This window comes from Pseudoalteromonas sp. NZS11_1 (genome assembly GCF_015864275.1).
Taxonomy (GTDB): Bacteria; Pseudomonadota; Gammaproteobacteria; order Enterobacterales; family Alteromonadaceae; genus Pseudoalteromonas; species Pseudoalteromonas arctica.
On sequence record NZ_JADYXK010000021.1, the window covers coordinates 22923 to 45571 of the forward strand.

Consider the following 22649-nt stretch of genomic DNA (forward strand, 5'->3'; position numbering starts at 1 on the left):
CTTAGAAGCCCAAACTTGATAAAAGATCATCGACTTCATCTTGATCAGACACAACATCATTACGCGATTCTTTATCAATAATAGGGCCTTCAGGACCTGCTAAAGTTTGTGTGGCAACTGGTTCTTTTATTTTTTGTTGTTCTACTTTATTCGCTGTGTTGTCACTGTCATCTTGTTCAGCAAACGCTGTTAAAAGATGAAGTAAGCTTTCTTCTACTTCTCTAACAAGTTCTATAACACGGCGAATAACTTGACCTGTTAAGTCTTGATAGTCTTGAGCCATTAGTACATTTGTCATTAAGCTTTGAAGCTCATCCGTTTTATGATGAGAGTTATTCATAAACTTATCGATACTATGGCAAAGTTGTTTAAACTCACCAAGCTCAATCTCCCGGCTCATTAAACGATCCCATGTCGGTTTGATATGAGATATTTCATCTGCAAGTTGCTGAGCTATAGGTAAACTAGCCTCAACAGCATCCATTGTTTTATTAGCCGCATTTTCTGTCATTTCTATAACATAATTAAGCCGCTTTTTAGCATCTGGAATCGCATCTGTCGTTATGTTAGTTAAGCGAGTATCAAGCTCAAAGCTTTTAAGTGCTTCGTGCAGTTGACGAGTCAACTTCCCAACTTCAGCAAATAATTTAGACTGCTCTTGCGAAGCTGTCTCTAAAATCAACTGATTAGCTTTATCTTGCTCATCGTTTTCTAAATAAATGACGAGTTGACGAGCTTGTTCTAACGTTATTTGAGGCGCAGCTGGTGCTGACATAAGCCTCTCCCCCATCATTAGCCTAAGCGTTCAAATACTTTTTCTAATTTAGTTTTTAATGTTCCAGCTGTAAATGGCTTAACAATATAACCATTAACGCCAGCTTGCGCTGCAGCAATTATTTGTTCTTTTTTAGCTTCTGCCGTTACCATCAATACAGGGATATGTTTTAACTTATCATCTGCACGAATTGCTCTTAAAAGGTCAATACCTTGCATTCCCGGCATATTCCAATCTGTAACCACAAAATCAAATACTTGATTTTGTAACATAGGCAAAGCTGTAGACCCGTCATCAGCTTCTTGAACATTAGTGAAACCTAAGTCACGTAATAGGTTTTTTATAATTCGTCTCATCGTTGAAAAATCATCAACTACAAGAATTTTCATGTTTTTATCCAAAACATCCCCCAGTGAGGTATTAACCTTAGTTTACTTACTACTAGTTTATCCAGTCATTGATTTTAGCTTTAAGCTTAATCATCGCCTGACCATGTATCTGACTTACACGCGATTCGCTTACATCGAGTATATGTCCTATTTCTTTTAAATTCATTTCATCGTTATAGTATAAAGAAAGTACCATTGCATCACGCTCTGGTAATGACTTTATTGCATTTAGCAAAGACTCATTAAACCGATCATTTTTAACATTATTAAAAGGTTTGTCTAGCGCTAAATCTTGGCCTACGGGAGTAATAACATCCTCATCTACACCAAGGTCTTCTATGCCTAATACTTTACTGGTATTAACATCATTTAAAATATGATGGTACTCATTGAGTGAAATTTCAAGTTTTTCAGCAACTTCTGTATCTGTTGGTTCGCGATTCAGACTGCTTTCGAGCCCAGTAATTGCTTCTGCAACTTGTCGGCTTTTACGGTGTACTGAACGAGGAGCCCAATCACCACGGCGCATTTCATCAAGCATAGCCCCGCGAATACGAATACCGGCGAAGGTTTCAAAGCTTGCGCCTTTTGTTGCATCAAAGTTTTTTGAAGCTTCTATTAAACCTATCATTCCTGATTGAATTAAATCATCAAGCTGAACGCTAGGTGGTAATCGAGCAATTAGATGACATGCCACTTTTTTAACAAGCGATGCATGTTTCTCAACAATCACATTTAAGTTTTGTGTTGATTGATATCCCATAGCTCTATTCACCAATGTTGTCATAATTAGCCGTTTACTAGTTTCTCAATGAAAAACTCTAAATGCCCAGATGGTTGATTTGGTATTGGCCATTTAACTGCTTTTGTCGCCAGCGCTTTAAACGCGAGAGCGGCTGGCGAACTTGGAAAGAGCTCAACAATCACCTTTTGGCGACGTGTTGCTTTACGCATATTTTCGTCATAAGGAACCGTTGCTACTAGCTCCATTGAAACATCTAAAAAGCGATCGGTAACTTTAGATAGTTTTGCAAACAATTCAGTGCCTTCACGCATGCTGCGGACCATATTGGCAACAATTTTGAACTTATAAACACCGTGCTCGCGGCTTAATACTTTAATAAGTGCGTAAGCATCGGTTATTGATGTTGGTTCATCGCACACTACAACCATTACATCTTGTGCTGCTCGTGAGAAGCTTAGCACCATGTCTGAAATACCAGCGGCTGTATCTACAATTAAAATATCAAATTCGGTATTCAATTCGCTAAATGCACGAATTAGCCCGGCATGCTCAGATGGCGATAGTTCAACCATACTTTGCGAGCCCGATGTAGCGGGTACAATTTTAATACCAGCAGGCCCTTCAACTAAAATCTCGTCAAGCTCACATTCACCTGACAAAACGTGTGATAAATTGCGCTCTACACGTAAACCAAGCATCACATCACAGTTTGCTAAACCTAAGTCAGCATCCAGCACTAATACTCTATTACCTTGTTGCCCTAGTGCAATAGCGGTATTTAGAGAAACATTTGTTTTCCCCACCCCACCTTTACCACCGGTTACAGCGATAACTTTTACGCCGTTGTTATTGTTTTGACTCATTTTGCGCAGGCCGCTTGCTTGATCTAATACTGTGTTAATCATACATCCCTACTGTACTTGGCGCCACTGCTTGGTGCCTTGAATGTTGTGCTTTTGTTCTTTTTAAATATAACTGCTCAGCCTTTTTCACTAGTTTTTCAGCATTTGCAACACGAATATCTTCTGGCACTCGTTGACCGTTAGTAAGATACCCTATTGGGAGGCGATTTTGAATCGCAATACTAATAATCTCACCCAAACTTAATGATTCATCTAACTTAGTGAAAATACAACCACTTAACTGTACTTTTTTAAAGTGACGTACTGTTTCTTGTAATACATTAATTTGTGCCGTTGCGCTTAGTACTAAGTAGCTGCGAATATCCACACGTTGGTTACGCATTAACGTGTTTAACTGCTCAGTTAAACGTAAATCTCGCTGACTCATACCTGCTGTATCAATTAATACTAGACGTTTATTTCGTAAATGATATAAAACTTCAGCTAATTCATTAGCATCTTTAACTTGCTTTACACCACAACCAATAATACGGCCGTAAGTAGCAAGCTGTTCATATGCACCAATTCTGTATGTATCAGTGGTTATTAAGGCCACTTTATCAGCGCCATATTTTTGTGCGCCTAAAGCTGCAAGCTTAGCAACTGTTGTTGTTTTACCAACACCTGTTGGACCCACTAACGCATATACACCACCTTGGCGAAGTATTTCATTATTGGTTGTTTGCATTTGATCTTCGACCATCGTTAACAACGCTTTCCAGCCTTGCTTACGAGATACATCATCAGGTACAAAACATGCCATTTGTTGCGCTACTTCTTTATCAATACCCATACCGACTAAGCGGTCAACCATGCAAGCGCGTGTTGGATCGCGACGCGCCATATCTTGCTGCATTAAGCCTGATACTTGATGCTCAAGTAATTGACGAATTGCGTTCATTTCTTCACGCATTGTTGTCATTTCTTCGCTTTCATTATTGGGTGTTTGTTGGCGAGCAGTTACTGGACTATCTAAATCATCAAAGTCGCTGTCTAAATCATCAAAACCTAAGCTATCCGCTTGAGTTTGTGAACGAACTGGCGCTGCATTTTCAGGAGCAAACATATTTTTAGTACGCTGTTCCATAACTGGTTCTTGATAGTTATCGGTAGTATCAATACCTGATTGTGAAAACATTGATGCAAGTTCAGGGGAGCGAGGACGCGGTGATTGGCGCTCTAATAAAGCTTGTAGGCTGTCAGCCACTTTTGCCTGCGGCTCTGGTTTGGCACGCTGAGGCTCTGGTTTTACAAAATTATGCATACTTTGGTGTGGTACTTGAGCACGCGGCTCTGCAGTACGTTGTGGTTGCGCTGCTACTTTAGGGGCTGCTTTGTCATAATCAACTGCCGCTACAATTTCTACACCGTTAGCCAGCTTCTTATTTGACATAATAACCGCATCAACACCTAACTCATCTTTAACTTCTTTAAGTGCTGTGCGCATATCTTTAGCAAAAAAACGTTTAATTTTCATGATTCAACCCCTGTTAAAATCTTATTGTTGGCCTACAGAGCTAACAATCTTGATCTGTCTTTCGTCTGGTACCTCTTGATAAGACATCACTCTCAATCCTGGAATGGTGTACTTAACAAAACGAGATAACACAGTGCGTAACATTCCTGACGTTAGCAATATAGAAGGTTCACCGGCCATTTCTTGATTTTGATGCGCTTGTGTCAATGACACTTGAAGTCGCTCTGCAAGTCCAGGCTCAATACCGGCACCTTCATCGCCTGCATTTTGTAATGACTGATGCAACATCTGTTCCAACTCAGGTGCCAAGGTTATGACAGGGATTTCTGATGACATACCAACCGCATCTTGAACAATTAACCTACGCAGAGAAATACGCACTGCAGCCGTTAATACATCAGGGTCTTGGCTACGCGGACCATACTCAACAAGGGTTTGAACAATTGAGCGCATATCGCGAATAGCTACACCTTCATTCAATAAATTTTGCAGTACTTTTACAATTGCAGTTAATGGCAACACATCAGGTACTAGTCCTTCTACTAAGCGAGGATGGCTTTTAGCAAGCATATCAAGCAGGTTTTGAACTTCTTCATGCCCTAGTAGCAACGCCGCACTGTTAGTTAATAACTGGCTAATATGAGTGGCGACTACCGTGGCTGAATCTACAACGGTATAACCTAGTGATTGCGCTTCATCTTTTTGATCAGGCTTGATCCATACTGCATCAAGGCCAAACGCAGGATCTTTAGTTTCAACCCCTTTAATAGGACCAAATACTTGCCCTGGGTTAATCGCTAGCTCGTCGCCATGTTTAAGTTCGCTTTCACCGGTTGAAACACCCATTAGCGTTATTCTGTAAGCATTTGGATCAAGCTCTAAATTATCGCGAATATGAACAGGTGGTACTAAAAAACCAAGTTCTTGAGAAAGCTTTTTACGTACACCTTTAATACGATTAAGTAGCTCACCACCTTGAGATTGATCTACCAACGGAATTAATCTGTAACCTACTTCTAGGCCAATTACGTCAACCTGCTGAACATCATCCCAACCAAGTTCTTTTTGTTCTTGTTTATTGGCAATACCTGTTGCAGCGCTTCCGCCACTGGCGGCTTCTTCGGCTTCTGCTGCAGCGGCTTTTAACTTAGTTTGCTGTGTGTAGTAAGCTAAATAACCCAATAACGCACCTAAACTTAAAAAAGCAAAATGCGGCATACCAGGCACTAAACCCATGATGATCAAAATACCTGAAGCAATAAAGAGTGATTTTTCGTTACCTAGTTGTTTCTTAAATTGGTCACCCATATTGAGCGACTCATTTTGACGTGTTACAACAATCGCGGTACCAATTGAAAGCAGTAAAGAAGGGAGTTGAGCAACTAAGCCATCACCAATGGTAAGTAATGTATATACTTCCATTGCGTTGCCAAAACTCAAATTATGTTGAATCATACCGACAAATAAACCACCAACAATATTGATGATTAATATAACAATACCTGCAATGGCATCGCCTTTTACAAATTTACTCGCACCATCCATTGAGCCGTAAAAATCGGCTTCGCGAGTTACTTCCTCGCGGCGGTCACGCGCTTGCTCAGCACTGATAAAACCAGCGTTTAAATCGGCGTCAATTGCCATTTGTTTACCCGGCATTGCATCAAGGGTGAAACGTGCAGATACCTCAGAAATACGCCCAGCACCTTTAGTAATTACCACAAAGTTAATAATGATCAGAATTAAAAATACGACCAAACCAACTGCGTAGTTACCACCAATAACCACGGAGCCAAACGCTTCAATTACTTTACCGGCAGAATCACCACCATTATGACCTTCAAGTAATACAACTCGAGTGCTGGCAACGTTAAGCGCTAAGCGCATAATCGTAGCAATTAGTAATACAGAGGGGAATATACCAAACTCAACCGGCTTCATCGTGTAAACAGTCACGAGTAAAACCACTAATGCGAGGGCAATATTAAACGAGAAAAGGATATCGAGTAAAAATGGCGGTAACGGTAAGATCACCATTCCCAAGGCTGCAAGCACAAGCAAAGGAGTACCTACCCCTTTGGCATAGTCTTTTTTGTCTCTGTTAAGTTGTTGTAATACCGCTTTAAAACTCATAATTCTACAATTTCAAAAAATTGACACTACGTAGAATTAGCAATAACTATTCCAAGTTACTAAGTTAACGGTTTAATACTTGTAGGCATCGGGGATTGGGAGCTTGTTATTGAGCTTAGTTGGGCGTTTTCCGCGCCCTTTATTAAAGCGCTTAAGCTGAAATACATACGCTAAAACTTGCGCTACTGCAGTAAATAGCTGATCGGGTATTTGCTCTCCTACTTCAGCCGTATGATAAAGCGCTCGGGTCAACATAGGGGATTCTAAAATAGGTACTTCATTCCCTATTGCTACTTTTCTAATTTGCATCGCCATTTCATCAATACCTTTAGCAAGCACTATTGGCGCTCCTGCGCGCTCTGTATCGTATTTTAATGCCACTGAGTAGTGAGTTGGGTTGGTAACAATAACATCAGCGTCAGGGACATCTTGCATCATACGGTTTTGCGACATTTGCCTTTGAGTTTGCCTAATACGCGCTTTTATTTGTGGATCACCTTCAGAGTTTTTATACTCATCTTTAATCTCTTGCATTGTCATTTTAAGTTGTTTGTTATGGTTATAACTTTGAAATGGTGCATCAATAGCCGCAATAATAATTAAAGTGCACGAAAGACCTAAAAACATCCAGCCTAAAATCTCTAAGGCATGGATAATATTACCCGGTGCACTTTCTAAACTTAAATGCAGTATTTCATCAAAATAGGTATTAATTAAAAATATAGCAAAACTTGCAACCAAGCCAAATTTTAAAAGTGACTTTACAAGCTCAATAGCCGCTTGCGGGCCAAACATACGTTTAAAACCTTTCATTGGCGACATTTTACTTGCTTTAGGTGCAGCAGCTTCCCAGCTAAAGTTAAAACCACCTAGTAACGTATTACCAATAAATGCAGCCAAAACTATAATTAATACAAACATAGCCATAGGAAACATTAACGCGTCTGCAACCTCTCCCCATACGGCAAACATTTTAGTAGTATCAAAGGCTTCGTTGCGATTTAAGCTAAGGGTTCGGCCCATGACATTGTATAAACCTTTGCCAATTTCTGGCCCATACATCAAAAGCGATATAGCCGAAAAAATAAGTACAAACATGGTACCTAGCTCTTTTGAGCGCGCTATTTGGCCTTTCTTTTTAGATTCTTCAAGCTTTTTGGATGTGGGTTCTTCTGTTTTTTCTTGTCCTGAGTCTTCAGACATGACTTTCTCCTAAGGTGAGCAACCAACTAAAGTACACATTAGCTCAACCATTTTTAACCATTGAAACTCAAACTGAGTAACAAAGTTACCTAGTGTCGCCCAAATAATAATAAGTCCCGCTACCAAGGTAAACGGAAAACCAATAGAGAAAATATTTAATTGCGGTGCTGCACGCGTCATAATACCAAACGACATATTAATAACGAGCATCGCGGTAAGCGGTGCAAGTGAGAGTACCAGTGCTGTAGTAAACATCCAGCCACCCCAGGTCACTATGTCCCAGTAATGATCTACAGACCACCATGTGCCATCAATGGGTAGCACTTGAAAACTATGCACCACCATTTGAATCATCATTAAATGACCGTTAAAAGCAAAAAATAATAGCGTCGCCAAAATAAGGAAAAACTGGCCCACAGCAGGCACACTCGCACCATTAGAAGGGTCAATAACCGAAGCAAAACCTAAACCGGTTTGCATCGCGAGTATTTGCCCTGCTAACACAAAAGTATTTAGTAAAAGTATAGATGCAAAACCAATAGCAACACCAATCAGCATTTGTTGAATAACGACTAAAATCATCTCAAACGAAAATAAATTAGTGAATGTAGCTGGCGGCAGAACAGGAACTACAACAAAAGTTACAACAACCGATAAACCCATTTTTATACGTGTAGGAACATTTTTAGCCCCCAAACCAGCCATAATCATAATCATTGAGCTAATGCGTACCAGCGGCAACAAAAAATCGCTCAACCATTGAATAACGACAGCAAAGGGGTATTCCACGTTTAACCTGCAATTTCAGGAATAAGTAATACTAGGCGAGTAAAAAAGTCCATTAGCTCTTGAGTAAGCCAATGCCCACCCACAATAAGCGCACTAATGGTAATTAATAAACGAGGTAAAAAGCTCAATGTTTGTTCATTGATAGACGTTGCAGCCTGAAACACGGCAACAACTAAACCAATAATTAAGCCTGGGACTACAATTGCAGACACCAGCTTAATAACTAAAAAAAGAGCGTCACTTAGGATATCAACAAAAATTTCCGGTTCCATGTTGTACTCCTATTGTTGGGTCATGTTAATGCTTTGCATACTAAGTCCCTAAACCAAAGCTTTTGGCTAAGGTACCCATCACTAAGCTCCAGCCGTCTACAAGTACAAATAACATAATTTTAAACGGTAAGGACACAATCATGGGTGAAAGCATCATCATACCCATCGCCATTAATACCGAGGCGACCACTAAATCAACAATTAAAAATGGGATAAAAAACATAAACCCTATTATAAATGCGGTTTGCAATTCGCTGGTTACAAAGGCGGGTATAAGCACTATTAACGGTGTGTCTTGCGGCGAATCTAGCTGATCATAACCGGCAATTTTAGCAAACGTTTCTAAGTCTTTGAGACGCACTTGAGAAAGCATAAAGGCTTTCATTGGCTCTTTAGCCAGCTCTAAAGCTTGTACTGAAGTAACCTGCTCATTTAAGTAAGGTTCTATAGCTCGCTCGTTTACCTGCTGATAAATAGGCGACATTATAAAAATACTTAGAAAAAGCGACATCCCTAATAACACTTGGTTCGACGGTGTTTGCTGCAAACCAATCGCTTGGCGCAAAATGGCGAGTACAACAATTATTCGTGTAAAGGAGGTCATCATAATTATGGCAGCCGGTATAAAACTCAGCGCCGTCATAATTGCTAAAACTTGTAACGTTACTGAGTAATCTTGTGTGCCATCAGCGTTTGTTGTAATAGTAAGCGCATCAATTCCTTCTGCGCTTACATTTGGTACAAACACCATGGCAAAAATAATAAGCAGCCACTTTGTCATAGGTTTAATTCTTTTTATTTTGGTTTGATTGCGGGTTTAAAAGTTTACCAAATCGTTTAGCGAGTTCAGGTAGTTCTTTTTCACTTAATGGGGTTTCTAACTTGTGTAAATAATTAATACTGTGGGGAGTTACACCAAGTAAATGCTGAGCATTATCTATCTCAACAACCATTAAACGCTCGCGAGAACCCAAAGGTAGACTTCTGACTACTTTAAATTCATCGCTGTTTGCTAAATTTGGATTAAGCTTTTTAACAAAAAATGCCAGCACAATAATTAGTACTAGCACCATTACAAGCGACAGCACCATAGAGAGTATATCTCCAGTTGGTGTTGCCACATCTGCTTTTGAAAAAACGGAACTCGTTAAAGCAACTAATAAGCTCATCGTAGTTTTTTGATCCGCTCTACTTGGCTTATCACGTCAGTTAAGCGAATACCAAACTTGTCGTTTACTACAACTACTTCACCATGGGCTATCAAAGTACCGTTAACTAGCACGTCTAGCGGCTCGCCCGCAACACGGTCAAGCTCAACAACAGAGCCTTGGTTAAGTTGCAATAAGTTACGAATATTAATTTTAGAGCGTCCTACTTCCATTGAAATAGTAACGGGGATATCTAAAATAGTGTCGAGTTTTCGTTTTTCATCGCCACTCATTTCGTGTTTTGAATCACTTAACTCATCAAGCTCTGCAACATGTGCTTCGCTACTATCATCTGGAGCTTCGGCTTCTGCTAATGCTGCAGCCCATTCATCCATTGTGTCTTGATCATCGCTCATACTTTTAACCTTTTAATCAATTACCAGTCTAAGTCTACACCGTCAGAGAGGTGTAAATCATCTTCTAGTTCTGCTAATTCTGCATCTGAGTCAATTTTCTTGCCGCCTTTGGTAAATACATGCAGCTCAGATTTAACTGAATCAGGTCGTTTAATTTTTTCACTAATTTGAAGCGCAACATTATCGCGAGAGCGACCCATTTTAGCTCTAAATGTAGGTAGTTCTTCAACAAACACGGTTATATGCTCAGGCATTTCAACCGGAATAATATCACCGGCTTTGAGTTCCATAATTTGTTTTAAGGTTAAATCAACTTCAAGTAACTGAGTTGATATTTCAACCTCTACATCCATTATTTCATCGCGAAGCGCTTTGCTCCAACGTAAATCAGTATCTTCAGTATCAGACTGAACACCCGCATCTAACAGCTCTCGAATTGGCTCAAGCATTGAATACGGAAGTGCAATATGAAAATCGCCACCGCCGCCATCGAGCTCAATATGGAAAGAACTAATAACCACAACCTCAGTTGGGCTTACAATATTAGCCATAGCTGGGTTTACTTCAGAATCGAGATATTCAAACGATACATCCATAACCGGTGCCCAAGCTTCTTTATAATCTTCAAAGATTATTTTAAGGAGCATTTGTACAATTCGGCGCTCTGTTGGGGTAAATTCTCGGCCTTCTATTTTTGCATGATAACGCCCGTCACCACCAAAAAAGTTATCTACCAAAATAAACACAAGTCGTGCTTCCATGGTAATCAGGCCAGTGCCTTTTAAAGGTCTAAAACGCACCATATTTAAGCTGGTTGGAACAAATAAAGTATGAATATACTCGCCAAACTTAATCATTTGCACGCCGTTAATAGACACCTCTGCGGTGCGGCGCATCATGTTAAATAGGCTAATTCGCATATGACGAGCAAAGCGTTCATTAACAATTTCCAGCGTCGGCATACGACCACGCACGATCCGATCTTGCGAAGAAAAATCGTACTGAAGCGTACCTCCCCCGCCATCTTCACCGTCGTGTATATCTTCCTCTTCAACGTCATCAACGCCATGTAATAGCGCATCAATTTCGTCTTGGGATAATAAATCGCTCACGCTAACCCCTTATTGCATTACAAAGCCGGTAAACAATACCCGCTCAATTACTTTGCTGCCTTCAACATCCATTAAAGCTTCCTGTACCTTTTCAAGTGCAGAAAAACGAAGTGTTTCTTTGCCCGTACTCGTACTTAACTCATCGGCTGTTGTAGTAGAAAACACACTTAATAGCGTACCTTCTATTAATGGAATGTGTTTTTTAGCTGTTTCTTCATTTACTTCGCCACGTACCAGTAACTGTACTTTAATTTGCACAATCCTGTCGCGACTTGAGCCAGGCACGTTAAATACAAATGGGCGTGGCATTGACACATATAAAGCACTGCCTATCTCAGCTGAATCACCAAATCCGGTTGACAGTTCTGCAGAGATTCCCGCTTCTTCATCTAAGGTTTCAACTGACGCATCCGAACCCGACATAAAAAAGTAACCCGCAGCACCAACTACAATAAGTAGTACAGCTACTATGATTATTATTAGTTTCTTTTTACTTTTACCGGTTTCTTCAATTTCTAAACTTGTTTCTTCAGCCATCATGATTCCTTTAATCGCAAAGGTACTTGCTTGTTTTAGTTATTATAATAGCAGCACTTAGGCATAGTAATCTATTGATGATGAAGTTTGTTGTCGAGAACTTTGTGCAGTGTTATTTGCTTGCTCGTCGTTTTCATCATTAACTGACTTATTATTAGCCATATTACCTTGGGGTCCACTCTCACTTTGCTCAGCAGTTTCGCCACCTGATTGCCCATAAGAAATAGTACTTTCACCAAGCTCTAACCCTTGTTGCGCTAACATTTCACGTAAGCGCGGCATTGATTGTTCAAGTGCTTCTTTGGCTTGCTGGTTTTGTACTACAAAGTTTATATGTGCTTGTTCTGCATCGCTACGAATACGTATTTGCATACTGCCCATTTCGGGAGGATCTAGGCGAATTTCTGCTTCTTTATTATTAATGCTTAACATTGAGCTAACGCGCTCTTGCAATAATTTAGCTGCATCACTTTTAACAATATTAATTGCTTGCATTACACCAGGATCAATACTTATTTGCTTAACTTGCGATGTTCTTTGTAATTGTTGAGTTTGTATTATTTGGGTATCAAGTAAGCTCTGCTCGTAACTTAATGAGTCGTATTGGCTTAATGTGCTCACTTGCTGAGTATTTAAAGCAGCTGTAATTTGCGTAAATACTTGTGCTACGCGTGCAGGGGTTTGTTCTGCAGTTATTTTTTTAAGGCCATCTTTTTGTAATTCTTCAAGTGATTTTAATAAATCATCACCCTTAGTTGAGGTTGTTACGACTTTATTTAAATCAGCCCCTTCGTTTGTCGATGTCTTTAAGCTTAACTTTTGTGGATTATATACTGTATTAGGAGTCTCTGACGCTACAAACGTTTTTGAGTCGGTCTTAGCGGTATCGACAAGCCCTATTTCAATTGAGGCTTTTAATTCATTAACAGTTTGCTGAAGCACTGCCAATTGCTCGTCTCTAGGTTGCTCTGTTTTAATATAAGCGTTTAATTGCGTTAATAAGCTTTGTTTTTCAGTTGTATTAAGTGAATTGATTTCTGCGCTAAAAGAGTGTTTTGTTACCGTGCTCGTGCTCTGCGTTTTTTCGTTATCAGTAATAAATTGCGCAAGCATTTGCTTAAGATTTGAAGTGTTACTAGTTGCGTTACTGGCTGAATCAGTATTTTCTAATACTTTAACTTGCGCGTTAAGTTGTGAGCGCTGTTCAGGCGTTAAACTAGCAATAACATTATTAGCTTTAATTAAGCTTGCATCTTTAGCAATTAACGTATCTATTGCTGCGCCTTTTTCAATCTCAGATGTCTGTGAACTTACTTGTATCGTTTCTGATTCAGTTAAAGGAGGTGTCTCTACAGATGCAGCTGCTGGCGTAGGTACTGGTGTTGGCAACACTATATTTTTTAAGTTTTTATCAACGGGTTTCCCTTGAGCTAACTGCTCCTTTAAATCCATTGAAACTAATTCAGCATCATCAACTATGGGCCCAATGCTGTCATCGGGCTTTTTATTTATAGAATTTAATGGCCCTTCAATAGCTTCAGCAACACCACTTTTACGATGCTTGCCTTCATTTAATGGTAATGAATTTAAAGGTAGTGAGCTTAAGCTATCGCTTTTTGAATCAGTTAATTTAGCCGTTTTAGAGTCTACATTAGTGGCAATTGGATTTTTCACTACACTGGCTGTATTCGCTTCTTCAGCCGATACTTCATCACTTGTATTAGTGGATGCAATTATTGGTGTGCTTTGTAATTGTGTATTCTCTATTTCTGTGTTTTCTATTTTGGTATTCTCTGCTTGTGTAGCTTCTAGCTCTGCATTTTCTGATTCTAAACTGTTAGTTGCATCGGACGGCTTATTGACCGAAGTGCTCATTGCTTGTGCTGAATTAATTTGATCAAGCATCTCAACAGACACAAAAGTAACTTCGTCTGTTGTTACTTCATCTAGCTTTACGCTCAGATTTTCATTTTCTTCTGGCTGTTTATGCTTAGGTATGGCAATAGAGTTTTCGGCATCGGGATTTTTATTGCCTTTAAGCAAAGGCTCCATAGAGTTATGCGCTTCGTTTAGCTGACTTAAAAATTCATCGCCTAAATTTTCTCCGCCATTAGCTAAGCTATTGTCTTTAAAAGCTAACAGTGAATCTTTTTCAGAAGAAACTAAAAACGAAATGTTATTCATCGCCATAAATCACCTAATACCATTACGGCAATATGCCACCGCATACCGCCAAAAGTTGAATTCCACTAAGTAACAAAGCAATTAACGTGCCTGAATTACAAAGCTTTACGACGTTGAAAAAACTGATTAGCTGAAAATTCATCTAACATTTTTTGCTCATTTTTAGCTATTAACGCATTTGCTTTGAGTTTTTGATTTTCGATTAGTTTGGCAACTGCTTTAGCTTTAATTTGCTGCTTAAGCCATAGAGTTTTACGTTGAGTAACAACTTGCTTAGCGGTATTTACGGTACTTGCTTGTTGGCGAATTGCCTCTTCAATTTTAGCTATAAAAGCATGGTACTGACCAAACCCCGCACTAGATAAACCCGACTTACCTTTTAGGTGTAACTGCTGAGAGTATTCAAGTCTAAAATTGTTTAAACCTTGTAGCTTTTGTTGATTCGATTGCAAGTTTTGATTAGCTTGTAAGTAACTCATGCGCAAATTTTCTTCTTTATCATTTTCAATTTTGAGCAATAAATCGAGTTTGTTTTTGGCCATTATGCTTGTCCTAGTAACTGAGCAAGACCTTGCAGACCATCATCGTAACTAATGACATCTCGCATACCTTGTTGTAAAAATGCATTCACTCTTGGCATCATATTTATAGCTTGGTCGAGCATTTGATCGGTCCCTTTTTGATAAGCGCCTAAAGTAATCATGTCTTTGTTTTGTTGATACATTGAATACACTTGTTTAAGCACTCGGGCTTGTTGCATATGCGGCTCAGAAACAACTTGAGGCATAACACGCGAAATCGACTTTTCAATATCTATAGCGGGATAGTGCCCACTGTCAGCTAAATCACGCGATAGTACAATGTGGCCATCTAATATAGCTCGCGCTGCATCAGCAATAGGATCTTGCATATCATCGCCTTCACTCAACACCGTAAAAAAGCCAGTAATTGAACCTTGCCCTTCACCGCCATTACCAGCACGCTCCACCAGCGCAGGTAATTTAGCAAACACTGAAGGCGGATAACCCTTTGTAGCGGGCGGCTCGCCAACAGCAAGTGCAATTTCACGTTGTGCCATTGCATAACGTGTTACCGAATCGAGTAACAATAATACGTTTAAACCCTGATCTCTAAAATACTCTGCAATAGTTACGGCGCTCTCACAGCCTTTTAAACGCATAAGTGGTGATGAATCAGCAGGCGCTGCGACAACAACTGAACGTTTACGCCCTTCTACACCGAGTATTTCTTCAATAAATTCTTTTACTTCGCGGCCACGCTCCCCCACTAAGCCAACAACAATTACATCGGCTTCGCTACCTCGGGTCATCATACCGAGAAGTACTGATTTACCCACACCAGAGCCTGCAAATAAGCCCATACGCTGGCCTTGCCCTACTGTGATAACCGAGTTAATAGCACGCACACCTACATCCATAGGCTTAGTGATTGGTCTTCTTGAAAGCGGGTTTATAGTATTTTGCGCAAACTTTAAATGATGCTCAGCATTAATTTTACCTAAGCCATCTAGCGGTCGCCCTAAACCATCCACCACGCGGCCTAATAAACTCATCCCTACAGGCAAACCTAAATTATTAACTTGAGGAATAACACGCGCACCAGGTAATACACCAGAGATGTGGTCGTTAGGCATTAAGTACAAAGTTTGATCGTTAAAACCGACTATTTCGGCGTCTACAAAGCCGTTCATAGTTTCTATTTTACATTGGCTACCAACGGGTGCACGTAAACCTCTTGCCTCAAGGGTAAGGCCAACAACACGCGTTAAAATACCTGCCACAGCAGGCGCCGGGGTTTTAATATGTTGTTGATATTGAGATAAGCGTTCGCTTAAAGGTGCACGTTGAGTTGACATAACACGCCAATAAAATAGTTAGATACCACTATTATGCAAAAAACTATCCAACGTTTCTTTGACACGTGTTTTAAGGGTCATATCGAGTGATGATTGCGCTGTTTTAACTTCACAGCCACCGCGCTCAAGAGTGGGCTCTGCCATTAATTGCCAGTTATTATCAATAATGGTTTGTTCGCCGTAGCTCTCTTTTATGAGTTCTAAGTCTTCGGGGTTTAAATGGATTCGTACTTTTTCTTGCTCCGCATTAAGTGAATCAATACTTTGCTTTAACGTATGTAAAATTACATCAGGCGATGTTTTTACTTCTTGATAAATAACAGCTTCCGCCAACATGCTAGCAAGTTGTACTAATTGCTTCTCGGCTTGTTCGTCCACTTTATCTAGCGGTGCAGTTAACCCCTCTAAAATGGTTTTTAAACTTGTTAACTGCTCTTCAATTAATGGTTTTACATCTTCAAGGCCTTGTGTTTTACCTTGCTCTAAGCCTTCTTTGTAGCCTGCTTCTTTACCTTCGCCAACGCCTTTTTCAAAACCGTCTATGTAGCCTTGCTCATGACCTTGCTTAAGCCCTTCTTCGTACGCGTCTTGTCTAATGCGTTCAAGCTCAACCATGGTAAGCGCAGGGAGTTCTGGTTCTTGCGGCTCATCAATTGGCATTTCTTCAGCTAATTCTTTTTTGTACAGCTCACTAAGCGGTGTGCCATAAGCTGTAGAGCGATTGCCAAAGCTGCTCTCATCTGGTGCTACATCCGGTATTGCCCAGTTTTTTAGTAGCTCATCTGCTTCATCAGCTCGAAGTGTGCGTCCTTTGAGTTTGCTCATGGTTTACAGGAACTCCTCGCCACCGCCGCCGCCCAGCTGAATTTCACCCGAGTCAGATAAACGACGCGCTGTCGATAAAATCTCTTTTTGCGCCGCTTCTACTTCGCTTATACGTACCGGTGCCATTGCTTCTAAATCATCAGCAAGCATTTCGGCTGCACGCTTAGACATATTACCTAGTATTTTATCTTTAAGTGCATCATCAGCACCCTTAATTGCTTTCATTAGTACGTCTTGTTGTACTTCTCGTAGGATTGCTTGAATACCACGGTCTTCAACATCCATTAAGTTTTCAAACACAAACATTAAGTCTTGAATTTGCTGCGACATCTCTTCATCATGCTCACGAATAGAGTCCATTAACTGCCCTTCAACGTTAGTATCAAGGTAATTTAAAATATCTGCTGCAGCCTTCAAACCACCCATTTTAGCAGCTTGCGCACCTGCTTGGCCGGCAAATTGTTTTTCCATTATTTCGTTTAGCTCTTGCAGTGCTGCAGGCTGAACTTCTTCAAGGTTTGCAATCCGCATGGTTAAATCTAAGCGTACTTTTTCAGGAAACTGAGAAATAATTTCAGCTGACTGTTCTGGCTCTAAGTACGATAATACAATAGTTTGAATTTGTGGATGCTCATTGCGAATAATACTAGCGACCTGTTTAGAGTCCATCCATTTTAATGAATCCAAGCCTTTAGCGCCTGAGCCCATAACAATTTGGTCAATAAGGCTAGCGGCTTTGTCTTCACCAAGTGCTGCTGTAAGCGCTTTTTTAATAAAGTCTTCTGACTGAAAACCAATGGTACTAAAGCTTTGAATTTGTTCTATAAACAAGTTGTGTACAGCGCTAATCTTGGCTTGTGATAAGTCCTGTAACCCAGCCATCGCCATACCCACTTTTTGCACCTGTTTAGGTTCTAAGTGTTTAAGGATTTGCGCGGCATCTTCTTCTGATAAACTCAAAAGTAATATAGCGGCTTTATCTACCCCATCTAGCTTATCAACATCAAAGGCTGGCGGGAGTTGTTTTTGTTCTTGATCAGTCATCTTCTGTTAACCACGCTTTGACTACTTGTGATGATAGTTCTGGTTCGTTAGCTACAAGGGCACGAATTGCTTTAAGTAAATCTTCGTCACCATGTAAATCCGGTAACTGCAGTGTACCATCACTTGAGAAACCAACCGAAGCAGAATCAAAGTCTTTATTTAGCATATCAAGCGTGTTGTCGCCAATATCTACGCCCGAACTTAATGCATCTTCGTCGTATTCTTCTAGTGTATCGTCTGGGTAAATTAAGCGTTTAAGCATTGGTTTTACTACTGCCATTATCAATACAATGATAACTAAGGCGCCTAATACAAGGCGGGCCATTTTCATAAACCAGTCTTGTTCCCACAGTGGCACTTCTATTGCTAAATTTGTTTCTTCACGTACAAACGGCACTGTTACGACTTCAAGTGCATCACCACGTTGCATATCAAAACCTACACCACCTTGTAGTAAGCGACGAATATTTGACAATGCCTCTACCGAGCGTGGAGTCATGGTTGTTTCACCGTTTTCTCCCACTTTAGCAATGTAGTCAACAGCAACAGACACACTTATTCTACGTATTACACCACTTTGCTGGCGCTTGTGCGAAATGGTTGTATCGAGTTCATAATTACGTGTAGCTTCTTTGTGGCTGCGTGTTGGAGAAGTAGCAGTGCCTGCACCACCTTGCCCCGCAACCTCAGGAATGTTCGAGTTTAACGGTGGCTGATTTGTAAGCGCACCTGGAATACCAACAGCTAGGCCGCCAATGTTATTTTCTTCAAATGTGGTTTCGCTTCTAACCGCTGGTAGGTCTGGGTTATAACGCTTTTGAGTTTCCTCAATCGAGCTAAAGTCCATACTCAAATCAACTTGAGCTGTATAGTTTGCAAGCCCAACAACCGGTATTAAAATACTGTCTATTTTTTCAAGGTACTCTTGTTCGCGCTTACGTTCTAAGTCGTATTCTTTACGAGAGCGTGCTGCTAATGAGCTTTGCGAACCTGAATTTAGTAATCGACCATTTTGATCGGTAACAGTAACTCGCATAGGCTCTAAACCCTGTACTGCCGAGGCAATCATATCAACAACAGAATCTACTTCTTCACGGTCGAGTGAGCGACCACGCTTAAGCGTTAATACAACAGTTGCTGATGGTTTTTTCTCTCTACGCGCAAATACGTTTTCTTTAGGAATGGCTAACAATACTTTGGCGCGAGTAATGTTGTTAAGCTCTTCAATTGTGCGTGCTAATTGCTGTTCACGACCATGTTTTAGGCGCTCACGCTCCAAACGTTGGCTTACACCAAAGCCCATATCTTGCATAATTATATCAGAGCCCGACGCTGGCCCTTGCTCTAACCCTTCGCGGGTCATTAACAATTTAATGTTTTGGTATTCGCTTTCATCAACCGATACAACGTTGCCATCTAGTTGATATTCAATTTGTTGCGCATCTAAAAAGTCGAGCGTTTGAATAAGCTCTTCAGTTTGCATTTTACCTAACGGGCGCATATCTGGCTGACGAGCCCAAATAATAATGAAAATTGCGATAGCTAAACAAATAGCCAATGCTATAACCAATGTTACTTGGCGCAATACATCAACACCATTTAAAGCACTTAAGTAGCCTGACTTTTGTTCTTGTTGATCATCACCACCACTTTGGTCAATACCGCCACCAGCAAGTGCTAGGTCTGTAGATTGGTTAGATTGCGCCACAATAATTCTCCACTACCTAATTAAACAGGCATGTTCATGATTTCTTTATAAGCTTCAACAAGTTTATTACGAACCTGTACTGTAGCCTCAAAAGCAACTGACGATTTTTGAGAAGCAATCATCGCCTCAGCAAGCGATACACTTCGATCACCCATCTCAACTGCTGTTACTTTTTGAGCGGCATCTTGTTGTAATCCATGCACTGAATTTAGTGCATCACTTAGCATGTCGCCAAACTGGGAAGTAGAAGTAGGTTGAACTTGAGTCGGCAATTTATTTATTTGATTATTACGGCCGGCTTCTAAAGCCATTGATTGCATTTCTTGAAATACAGCACTGTTTTGAATTTTCATAATTTATCTCTGACACGCAGTGAACTCTTATAAGTAATAAAGCACAAAGCATGCCAAATAATTAATCATTAAAATACAATAGGTTAACTTTAGTTTGTGTTAGTCAGAGTTTTGACAACCCTAAGTTCGCAGCGCAAACTCAGGGTTTATAGGAGGTTATGCAGGAAGTGAAATACCTAAATCGCGCATTTGCGCTAGTTTATAACGTAAAGTGCGTGGGCTTATGCCCAACGTTTCGGCAACGTCTTTACGCTTGCCTTGGCAACGTGCAAGGGTTTCTAAAATAATGCGATGCTCTTTGTCTTTAAGCTCATCTTTATAGCTACCGGTATCTGCCGCAAGTAAACCTTGTTTGGGCTCATCCTCGGCATGCAATTTTTCATCATAATATGCAGAGCTTAGCGTGCTTTTATCAACGCCTTTATCTGCGTGAGCTAATTCTGTTGGCGATACTGTTTGCGCTGGTGCCAATGATGGCTCCATAACAAAGTTATTAGATACTAAGTTTTCGATAAAAATAGCATGCTCGTTTATTGTATCGCCACTTCGCAGTATAAGCGCACGTTGTATAACGTTATCAAGCTCGCGCACATTACCAGGCCACGCGTGAGCCAGTAACTTTTGCTCGGCAGCTTTATCTAAATATGCCATGGGCTCTTTGCTTTTACTTATATGGCGCTCAATTAAATGCTTAGCCAATACAATAATATCGCCAGGGCGTTGGCTCAATGGTCGCCACATAAGTGGAAAAACATTAAGCCTGTAATATAAATCTTCTCTAAACTGATTTTCAGACACAGCTTCTTTTAAATCACGATTACTGGTTGCCAAAATACGTACATCGAGCTGGATTGTTTTACGACCCCCTAAACGCTCTACTTCACGCTCTTGCAGTACGCGTAAAAGTTTAGCTTGTAGCCCTAAGTCCATCTCAGTAATTTCATCAAGTAAAATAGTACCGCCTTGTGCTTGCTCAAACTTACCCGGACATGCTTGAATCGCGCCCGTAAAAGCCCCTTTTTCGTAACCAAATAACGTGGCTTCGAGCATATTTTCAGGAATAGCCGCGCAGTTAATCGCCACAAATGGCTCATTACATCGGCTCGACTTATCATGAATATAACGAGCAAGTACCTCCTTACCTGAACCACTTGGGCCAAGTACCATTACACTTGCATCAGAGCGTGCTACTTTACTTGCAAGCTCCAATAATTGAATACTAGTTGGGTCGGCAACAATAGGTCCGTCGGTTTCTTTTGCTTTTTCAGGCAAATAACGGCTCACCATATTTAACAGCACTTCAGGTGCAAATGGTTTAGCCATGTAGTCAATTGCACCTAGGCGCATGGCTTCTACCGCATCGTCAATTGTGGCGTACGCCGTCATCATCAATACAGGTAAATCAGGGTGGTTTAATTTAATACTGCGTAGTAAATCAAGTCCACTCATTGCGCCCATTTGCACGTCGCTTACAACAAGCGAAAATTGATCTTTTTTAAGCAGTAACATTGCTTGCTCAGCACTGTTAGCTGCAACACATTCAATACCCGACATTTCAAGGGTATCTATTAAGGCTTCACGAAGACCGGCGTCATCTTCAACAACTAAAATAGTGTTACTCATAATGAACCCTCTAGTTTAGATTTTGCCTTAATAGGCAGTAACAAGCTAAAGCAGGCACCACCCTGCGTATTATTGGTCACATCAACACGGCCTTGGTGCGCACTAGCCACCGAACTCACTACAGCAAGCCCTAAACCTGTGCCCTGACTTTTGGTAGTAAAAAATGGTTCAAAAATTTTATCGCTTTGGCTTAAATCAACACCTGGGCCATTGTCGCTCACGCTAATACGAACCATATCTAAATCTTTTAAATCTCTTTGTGCGCTAATTTTTACTTTTGCACCGCCGCCAATAACTTGAATACTATTGTGCACAAGATTTTGGATAGCACTGGCCAATGCCGTTTTATTACCGACTATTTGTATATCTGGCTCTGGTAAGCTTACATCCAGCTCACTTTCATTAAGTGCGACCATCGCATCAGCACCTGCTTTAACTTCTGTTAAAAGCTGCTGCATTGAAACTTGCTCAACAACTTGCTGATCGCCACTTTTGGCAAATAACAGCATGTCGTTTACTTGAGTTTCTAAATCTTTTAAACGCGACATTAACTTTGTTTGAAAGTTATCGCGAGATGCTTCGGGTAAGCGCTTTGATCCTAAATTAGCAGCGTACAGCATAGCGGCTGAGAGCGGCGTACGTACTTGATGCGCTAATGATGCAACCATTTTACCCAGCGCGCTTAATCGCTGCATATGTGCAACACGTTTTTGTAAACGGCGAGTTTCGGTTAAATCCGTCATTAAAATAAGTTGCCCAGGCTCTGGGGCTAAAGCGGTAATATCAAGTTTTATTAAGCGCCCATCTTTTAAAGACACTTCGTGACCATCGTCTTGATGTGGCCTAAAAGAGCGCTGAATAACATTAAACCAGCGTTCGCCTTCAAGTGGCTCGCCAAGCATATCAATCGCTATTTGATTCGCTTTTGCAATCAAGCCTTTGCCATCAAGTACAACCACGCCTGCTGGCATGGTATCAACCAAATGTGAAAGCCAACTTGCTTGCTTGCGCAGATCGCTTAATTCACCAATGTACTCCTCTTGAAGTAAACATGGGTTATACTGATTTGCAGAAAAAAACTGTGGTTTTAGCACGCTAGCAAGGGCCATAATCAAATCTCGAATTGATGTAGATACAT

Annotated in this window: 23 protein-coding genes; all 23 read right to left on the reverse strand. The window is 40.6% G+C overall.

Annotated elements, in window-relative coordinates; all coding sequences use genetic code 11:
- Nucleotide 1: 1 nt before the first annotated feature.
- The 23 genes from I6F44_RS14355 to I6F44_RS14465 all read right to left on the reverse strand — a co-directional run bounded on the left by I6F44_RS14355 (nt 2) and on the right by I6F44_RS14465 (nt 22620).
- Nucleotides 2-775 carry a protein phosphatase CheZ gene (locus I6F44_RS14355; protein ID WP_007585814.1) on the reverse strand — a complete coding sequence of 258 codons (774 nt, stop codon included), beginning with the start codon at nt 773-775 and terminating at the stop codon, nt 2-4.
- Between the two features lie 17 nt (nt 776-792).
- Complete coding sequence (cheY, locus tag I6F44_RS14360) at nt 793-1176, reverse strand: chemotaxis response regulator CheY (RefSeq protein ID WP_008132609.1); 384 nt, start codon at nt 1174-1176, stop codon at nt 793-795.
- Between the two features lie 40 nt (nt 1177-1216).
- Nucleotides 1217-1927 (reverse strand): RNA polymerase sigma factor FliA, encoded by a 711-nt coding sequence (locus I6F44_RS14365; RefSeq protein ID WP_007585810.1) that lies wholly within the window; start codon nt 1925-1927, stop codon nt 1217-1219.
- Nucleotides 1928-1953: 26 nt separating this feature from the next.
- On the reverse strand, nt 1954-2814 hold the full coding sequence (locus I6F44_RS14370; RefSeq protein WP_007585809.1) for a MinD/ParA family ATP-binding protein: 861 nt from the start codon (nt 2812-2814) through the stop codon (nt 1954-1956).
- Nucleotides 2807-4288 (reverse strand): flagellar biosynthesis protein FlhF, encoded by a 1482-nt coding sequence (gene flhF, locus I6F44_RS14375; protein WP_197174029.1) that lies wholly within the window; start codon nt 4286-4288, stop codon nt 2807-2809. The genes I6F44_RS14370 and flhF overlap by 8 nt, the downstream gene beginning before the upstream one ends.
- Before the next feature lie 21 nt (nt 4289-4309).
- Nucleotides 4310-6421, reverse strand: a complete 2112-nt coding sequence (gene flhA / locus I6F44_RS14380; protein WP_010553901.1) for a flagellar biosynthesis protein FlhA — start codon at nt 6419-6421, stop codon at nt 4310-4312.
- Nucleotides 6422-6493: 72 nt separating this feature from the next.
- Entirely contained in the window at nt 6494-7624 is a 1131-nt protein-coding gene (gene flhB / locus I6F44_RS14385) for a flagellar biosynthesis protein FlhB (RefSeq protein ID WP_007585806.1), read from the reverse strand.
- Between the two features lie 9 nt (nt 7625-7633).
- Nucleotides 7634-8413, reverse strand: a complete 780-nt coding sequence (fliR, locus tag I6F44_RS14390; RefSeq protein WP_007585805.1) for a flagellar biosynthetic protein FliR — start codon at nt 8411-8413, stop codon at nt 7634-7636.
- A gap of 2 nt (nt 8414-8415) precedes the next feature.
- Entirely contained in the window at nt 8416-8685 is a 270-nt protein-coding gene (gene fliQ, locus I6F44_RS14395) for a flagellar biosynthesis protein FliQ (RefSeq protein ID WP_002959325.1), read from the reverse strand.
- A 40-nt stretch (nt 8686-8725) separates the two neighbouring features.
- Nucleotides 8726-9466 (reverse strand): flagellar type III secretion system pore protein FliP, encoded by a 741-nt coding sequence (gene fliP / locus I6F44_RS14400; RefSeq protein ID WP_165725378.1) that lies wholly within the window; start codon nt 9464-9466, stop codon nt 8726-8728.
- A 4-nt stretch (nt 9467-9470) separates the two neighbouring features.
- Nucleotides 9471-9854 (reverse strand): flagellar biosynthetic protein FliO, encoded by a 384-nt coding sequence (gene fliO, locus I6F44_RS14405; RefSeq protein WP_007377952.1) that lies wholly within the window; start codon nt 9852-9854, stop codon nt 9471-9473.
- Nucleotides 9851-10249, reverse strand: coding sequence for a flagellar motor switch protein FliN (gene fliN, locus I6F44_RS14410; RefSeq protein WP_007585803.1), 399 nt, complete (start codon nt 10247-10249; stop codon nt 9851-9853). Before fliN ends, fliO begins: the two co-directional genes overlap by 4 nt.
- Before the next feature lie 20 nt (nt 10250-10269).
- Nucleotides 10270-11361, reverse strand: a complete 1092-nt coding sequence (fliM, locus tag I6F44_RS14415; RefSeq protein ID WP_024592743.1) for a flagellar motor switch protein FliM — start codon at nt 11359-11361, stop codon at nt 10270-10272.
- 9 nt (nt 11362-11370) lie between these two features.
- Nucleotides 11371-11898, reverse strand: coding sequence for a flagellar basal body-associated protein FliL (gene fliL / locus I6F44_RS14420; RefSeq protein WP_024592742.1), 528 nt, complete (start codon nt 11896-11898; stop codon nt 11371-11373).
- Nucleotides 11899-11955: 57 nt separating this feature from the next.
- Complete coding sequence (locus tag I6F44_RS14425) at nt 11956-14088, reverse strand: flagellar hook-length control protein FliK (protein ID WP_197174030.1); 2133 nt, start codon at nt 14086-14088, stop codon at nt 11956-11958.
- A gap of 89 nt (nt 14089-14177) precedes the next feature.
- Nucleotides 14178-14624: a flagellar export protein FliJ gene (gene fliJ, locus I6F44_RS14430; protein ID WP_197174031.1), complete on the reverse strand. Its 447-nt coding sequence runs from the start codon at nt 14622-14624 to the stop codon at nt 14178-14180.
- A complete protein-coding gene (gene fliI / locus I6F44_RS14435) occupies nt 14624-15958 on the reverse strand; it encodes a flagellar protein export ATPase FliI (protein ID WP_024589949.1) in 1335 nt (444 codons plus the stop codon). Before fliI ends, fliJ begins: the two co-directional genes overlap by 1 nt.
- 18 nt (nt 15959-15976) lie before the next feature.
- Nucleotides 15977-16783, reverse strand: a complete 807-nt coding sequence (gene fliH / locus I6F44_RS14440) for a flagellar assembly protein FliH (RefSeq protein ID WP_165721589.1) — start codon at nt 16781-16783, stop codon at nt 15977-15979.
- Between the two features lie 3 nt (nt 16784-16786).
- On the reverse strand, nt 16787-17827 hold the full coding sequence (gene fliG / locus I6F44_RS14445) for a flagellar motor switch protein FliG (RefSeq protein WP_010553910.1): 1041 nt from the start codon (nt 17825-17827) through the stop codon (nt 16787-16789).
- The gene (gene fliF / locus I6F44_RS14450; RefSeq protein WP_121953969.1) at nt 17820-19535 is read right to left on the reverse strand and encodes a flagellar basal-body MS-ring/collar protein FliF; all 1716 of its coding nucleotides are present in this window, start codon (nt 19533-19535) and stop codon (nt 17820-17822) included. Before fliF ends, fliG begins: the two co-directional genes overlap by 8 nt.
- Before the next feature lie 20 nt (nt 19536-19555).
- On the reverse strand, nt 19556-19888 hold the full coding sequence (gene fliE, locus I6F44_RS14455; RefSeq protein ID WP_007581879.1) for a flagellar hook-basal body complex protein FliE: 333 nt from the start codon (nt 19886-19888) through the stop codon (nt 19556-19558).
- Nucleotides 19889-20044: 156 nt separating this feature from the next.
- Complete coding sequence (locus I6F44_RS14460; protein WP_121953970.1) at nt 20045-21511, reverse strand: sigma-54-dependent transcriptional regulator; 1467 nt, start codon at nt 21509-21511, stop codon at nt 20045-20047.
- On the reverse strand, nt 21508-22620 hold the full coding sequence (locus I6F44_RS14465; RefSeq protein WP_121953971.1) for a sensor histidine kinase: 1113 nt from the start codon (nt 22618-22620) through the stop codon (nt 21508-21510). The genes I6F44_RS14460 and I6F44_RS14465 overlap by 4 nt, the downstream gene beginning before the upstream one ends.
- Nucleotides 22621-22649 lie beyond the last annotated feature (29 nt).

Excerpts from the sequence above, each read along its gene's own strand:
- flhB (WP_007585806.1), bottom strand. The coding sequence starts at position 7,624 with ATGTCTGAAGACTCAGGACAAGAAAAAACAGAAGAACCCACATCCAAA.
- flhF (WP_197174029.1), bottom strand. The coding sequence starts at position 4,288 with ATGAAAATTAAACGTTTTTTTGCTAAAGATATGCGCACAGCACTTAAA.
- I6F44_RS14460 (WP_121953970.1), bottom strand. The coding sequence starts at position 21,511 with ATGAGTAACACTATTTTAGTTGTTGAAGATGACGCCGGTCTTCGTGAA.
- fliL (WP_024592742.1), bottom strand. The coding sequence starts at position 11,898 with ATGGCTGAAGAAACAAGTTTAGAAATTGAAGAAACCGGTAAAAGTAAA.
- I6F44_RS14425 (WP_197174030.1), bottom strand. The coding sequence starts at position 14,088 with ATGGCGATGAATAACATTTCGTTTTTAGTTTCTTCTGAAAAAGATTCA.
- I6F44_RS14355 (WP_007585814.1), bottom strand. The coding sequence starts at position 775 with ATGTCAGCACCAGCTGCGCCTCAAATAACGTTAGAACAAGCTCGTCAA.
- fliP (WP_165725378.1), bottom strand. The coding sequence starts at position 9,466 with ATGACAAAGTGGCTGCTTATTATTTTTGCCATGGTGTTTGTACCAAAT.
- I6F44_RS14465 (WP_121953971.1), bottom strand. The coding sequence starts at position 22,620 with ATGGCCCTTGCTAGCGTGCTAAAACCACAGTTTTTTTCTGCAAATCAG.
- fliO (WP_007377952.1), bottom strand. The coding sequence starts at position 9,854 with ATGAGCTTATTAGTTGCTTTAACGAGTTCCGTTTTTTCAAAAGCAGAT.
- fliI (WP_024589949.1), bottom strand. The coding sequence starts at position 15,958 with ATGTCAACTCAACGTGCACCTTTAAGCGAACGCTTATCTCAATATCAA.
- fliJ (WP_197174031.1), bottom strand. The coding sequence starts at position 14,624 with ATGGCCAAAAACAAACTCGATTTATTGCTCAAAATTGAAAATGATAAA.
- fliG (WP_010553910.1), bottom strand. The coding sequence starts at position 17,827 with ATGACTGATCAAGAACAAAAACAACTCCCGCCAGCCTTTGATGTTGAT.
- I6F44_RS14370 (WP_007585809.1), bottom strand. The coding sequence starts at position 2,814 with ATGATTAACACAGTATTAGATCAAGCAAGCGGCCTGCGCAAAATGAGT.
- fliQ (WP_002959325.1), bottom strand. The coding sequence starts at position 8,685 with ATGGAACCGGAAATTTTTGTTGATATCCTAAGTGACGCTCTTTTTTTA.
- fliE (WP_007581879.1), bottom strand. The coding sequence starts at position 19,888 with ATGAAAATTCAAAACAGTGCTGTATTTCAAGAAATGCAATCAATGGCT.
- fliH (WP_165721589.1), bottom strand. The coding sequence starts at position 16,783 with ATGAGCAAACTCAAAGGACGCACACTTCGAGCTGATGAAGCAGATGAG.
- flhA (WP_010553901.1), bottom strand. The coding sequence starts at position 6,421 with ATGAGTTTTAAAGCGGTATTACAACAACTTAACAGAGACAAAAAAGAC.
- fliN (WP_007585803.1), bottom strand. The coding sequence starts at position 10,249 with ATGAGCGATGATCAAGACACAATGGATGAATGGGCTGCAGCATTAGCA.
- I6F44_RS14365 (WP_007585810.1), bottom strand. The coding sequence starts at position 1,927 with ATGGGATATCAATCAACACAAAACTTAAATGTGATTGTTGAGAAACAT.